3 protein-coding genes are annotated in these 3776 nt (G+C 45.9%); 1 reads left to right on the plus strand and 2 read right to left on the minus strand.

Translation table 11 applies throughout. The features are described 5' to 3' along the window. Positions 1-412: 412 nt before the first annotated feature. Both FH749_06720 and FH749_06725 read right to left on the minus strand, forming a co-directional pair. Positions 413-1180 carry a hypothetical protein gene (locus tag FH749_06720; GenBank protein MTI95167.1) on the minus strand — a complete coding sequence of 256 codons (768 nt, stop codon included), beginning with the start codon at positions 1178-1180 and terminating at the stop codon, positions 413-415. 180 nt (positions 1181-1360) lie between these two features. Next, complete coding sequence (locus FH749_06725) at positions 1361-2485, minus strand: hypothetical protein (protein ID MTI95168.1); 1125 nt, start codon at positions 2483-2485, stop codon at positions 1361-1363. 214 nt (positions 2486-2699) lie between these two features. On the opposite strand from FH749_06725, the gene FH749_06730 reads away from it, so the two are divergent. Beyond that, positions 2700-3275 carry a GNAT family acetyltransferase gene (locus FH749_06730; GenBank protein ID MTI95169.1) on the plus strand — a complete coding sequence of 192 codons (576 nt, stop codon included), beginning with the start codon at positions 2700-2702 and terminating at the stop codon, positions 3273-3275. Positions 3276-3776: the final 501 nt, after the last annotated feature.

Here is a 3776-nt window from a genome sequence, read left to right on the forward strand (position 1 = left end):
ATATAATGACCATGGTTTTTGAGTTGGGACGCCCTGGTGCTGCTGTAATGGGTAGCACGCTAACGGGGCGTCCTTTCCTTTCATAAGATAAGGTCATTATACCTAGCAGTTGTTGGACAGGCAATACCGTCAACTTATGGGCTATATGGCTCAGCAAAAACACAGAATATCTCGTCAAATTAAAAAGCGGCGAAGTAATCTCAATTGGCGTGAATGATAATTATATAGCTAAGAATGGTAAGCACTACAAAGGAAACGCGGAGTACTTGCGGACATTTTACAATGTTGTCGACGGTATTGTGATGGGGCAAAACTGAAAAAGGTGGCAAGACGGCTATTTTGCCCGGGTAGAATAGCAAGTGTACACAGGGGCAACTTGATTGCCGGACAATGGACCTGTCCCCTTGTCCGGTTATTTTTTTTGCAATCTCTGCATAACTGGTTCCAGCGCCTGGATCCATGGTGTGAATCCATCATCTTCCCTGATGGCCAGTAATGCCATTTCGTTAAGCCCACCTGGGGTCATCTCTGCTGCCAGCCGATTAAGATCTCCTGCATCCCTGGCTTGTGCTGACAGGGCCTCGAAAAATGCGGTTGTATAGTCGGTCGCCTCTATTTTTGAGAGCCCTTGGCCAACGCCCCAATCTACTATTGCTGCCAGAAGAGCATTATAGGCGCTCATCAGCGCTGTAATCGCTGCCAGGGCTTCGATTTTATGCACGTCGTCTACGCCGACGATTTCGCCCAGGGGGGCAAAGAGATCCGCCACGTCACGGTCATTAGGATAAATGGCGATGGGGCCAATTCTGCTGGCTGCGAAGGGGAGGGGCACCATGTGCACCAGCGTCTGGGTCTCTCCGATCCAGCTGGCAATCTTGGGTAATTTGTGGTCCGACATCAGGTTAATTACTCGGTGTTCCTTGCAGAATTTTAACGGACGGATAATCTCCTCACCGAATTTGGGCACCACGGCTAGAACGACCCACTGGGCCCTGTCCACGACTTCCTGATTGGAGCCGGCTACAACTACGTTTTCAAACCTGTCTGCCAACTCACTGGCTCGCTGGGCATTGCGCGGTGATAGATATATCCTGTGCTTGAAATTAACGTCGGAACAGAAGCCAGTTACCAGTGCCGATGTAATCACGCCGGTCCCGATAAAACCAATATCTACTGCCATTGTTCGAACACTCCTCTCGAGTAGAGTCTTTACTGCTCCATATATTCATAAAAAGTTACCCAAACCCTAAGCTGGTCCGTTGGTTTTTGCGAGTTGAACTGTTACTTCCAATAGTAGCATCAACTATGGAAAATATTCAAGAAAAGAAGCAGGCGTTGAATTCGCCTGCTTCTAGATTATTTAGTTAAAGTAATGTTTGAAAGCGCGTACGATTGCATCGGCGGCGTTTTGGCGGAATTCATCGGTGCGCATCAAGGATTCTTCATGGGCGTTGGAGAGGAAGGCCAGTTCCAAGAGGGCCGAAGGCATGGAAGTTTGCCGAATTACATGGAAGCTCCCGTCCTTAACGCCAATATCGCGCAGTTTCAATGCGCCAACCAATTCACTTTGCATCAGATTTGCTAATTTAAATGATGCGTTGGAGTTGGCGCCATTGCGGAAATAGTATGTCTCTGTGCCGCCGATTTGCGGGCTGGGATGGGCATTGGCGTGCACACTGACAAACACCTCTGCTCCTGCAGCTTGAGCAATTGAGACACGTTGTGTCAGCGGGATAAAGACATCGTTCTCTCTGGTCATAATTACAGTAGCACCTTCGGCGCGCAGCTGGTCTGCTACACGTAGGGAGACATCAAGGTTAATTTCTTTTTCTTGCAGTCCGGTTACTCCAACTGCGCCCGGATCCCTGCCGCCATGGCCTGGGTCAAGGGCAATTACTCGCCCGTTCAGGGCGCCGTTCCCGGAAGACGCAGAATACTTGTGCGCATAGGCACCGGAAACCCAGCCTGTCCGGCCATCTGATAGTTTAACCTGGAGCCAGTTATTCTGTTCTGCCAAAACTTCCACCGTCTCGCCACGTAGTAGCACATCAATGCGTTCGTTGTTGGTAGAGGGGTCGGGTCGGACATTCAGGCCGTCTACGGTGATTCTGGCCATTTGGGTAGCTTTATCTGGTTGTGGCTTCGGAGCCGGCTCAGGTTTTGGTTCATCCTTGGGCTTCGTTTCCACAGCTTTGTCTTCTTTTGCTGCTTCAGTAGTTATTACATTTTCATCGTTGTCTTTTTCCGCATCCTCTGTAGATTCATCAATGGAATCAGGTTCCTCATCATCGGTAGGGTTCTCTTCAGTCATTTGCAGGTCTAGTTCTTGGTTCGCATCAAAAGCAGTGATGTTTTCACCATCATCGCCACTTTCATCCATAGCTTCAGAGCCATTACCGTTGATAGCACCAATAGCAAGGCTTGTCCCAAAGGCGAGTATCATCAAGGCGAGTAGGGCGGGGAGAAATAGCTTATGTTTTTTCATTATTGTCCACCTTTGTCCATTTTGTAGAAATGCTTTATGAGTTATGTTAACATGTCGACATAACTCCGGCTAGAAGTAATCTTTGCCAATAATATGGTTGGTTGGTAGACAATATTCTCTTGATATTTTCCGGATAATGCTTAACATTATTTTATATAGTGGTAGACTAGTGGCACAACAACTTTTCAGAACGATATTATTTTTGGAGGTTAAGATGCAATATAGAAACGCGACTTTTAGCTATATTCCCGGTGTTCAAGAATTGCAGAAAAGATATCATGTGTCGACAATAAGTGATGAGGACAGGCCCGACGGATTCGTGACTACGTTATTTACTGAAGAACAGTTTCAGCAACTGATAACAAAGGAAAACGGACTTGCAATTGCGTGTGATGGCAATAGAGTAGTGGCCTATGCCATGGCGGCGTCCTGGCAGTATTGGTCGGAATGGCCTCTCTTTCAACATATGATTGATGATCTGCCGAATACTGAGCATCTCGGTCAGAGGCTTTCTACGGAAAACTCCTATCAGTATGGTCCAATTTGTATTCACAGAGATTATCGTGGCACAGAAGTGCTACCGAACCTTTTTGAGTTTTCACGGACCCAAATGGCAACATGTTTTCCAATCATGATCACCTTCATCAATCAAATAAATACCAGGTCATATAAGGCACATACTGAGAAACTTGGTCTCGATGTTATCAAAACATTTGAATTCAACAATAACCAATACTATGACTTGGGCTATGACACATCAATGAAGACTCCAAATCAGTCACTGACCTAAAGAAAGTTCTACATGGCAGGTTCCGCTTTCCATAACAAAAGAATCTAATACGAACAGAGAACCAAATTGATAGGGGGTGTTCAGAGTGGAAATTCTTGCAGGGGCATTATTGGTTATAGGTATCTATTTCTTCTTTGACATGCAATCTAAGGTGAAAAAGTTAGAGAAGAGAGTCGAAGCATTAGAAAACACAGTAGGTAAATAAAACAGTATCAGTGAATCAGCTGTCAGCAGTCTTTTTAAGCAGGCTATTGCCAGCAGGATTGAGCACGAGTTTTTTCTTGGATAACATAGTATTTGGTTCATATAAATTACTCAAGTTTCGCACACCCAAAACCCTGCTGACCTCCTGAAGTAACTAGGTAAGTCAGCATTAAATTGGCCATAAAGCTCCCTAATGTGCTCCTGATTTAGTCTAGCCCTGCTCATGACATATACAGCGAATAGGCTGACCAATAATTGAAGAGCAGCAGTGAATGTTATGTCTTGCAGCTCATCGCA

It is taken from the genome of Bacillota bacterium (assembly GCA_009711825.1).
GTDB lineage: Bacteria > Bacillota > Proteinivoracia > UBA4975 > VEMY01 > VEMY01.

Coding starts and splice junctions, on each gene's coding strand:
- FH749_06720 (MTI95167.1), bottom strand. CDS start 1,180: ATGGCAGTAGATATTGGTTTTATCGGGACCGGCGTGATTACATCGGCA.
- FH749_06725 (MTI95168.1), bottom strand. CDS start 2,485: ATGAAAAAACATAAGCTATTTCTCCCCGCCCTACTCGCCTTGATGATA.
- FH749_06730 (MTI95169.1), top strand. CDS start 2,700: ATGCAATATAGAAACGCGACTTTTAGCTATATTCCCGGTGTTCAAGAA.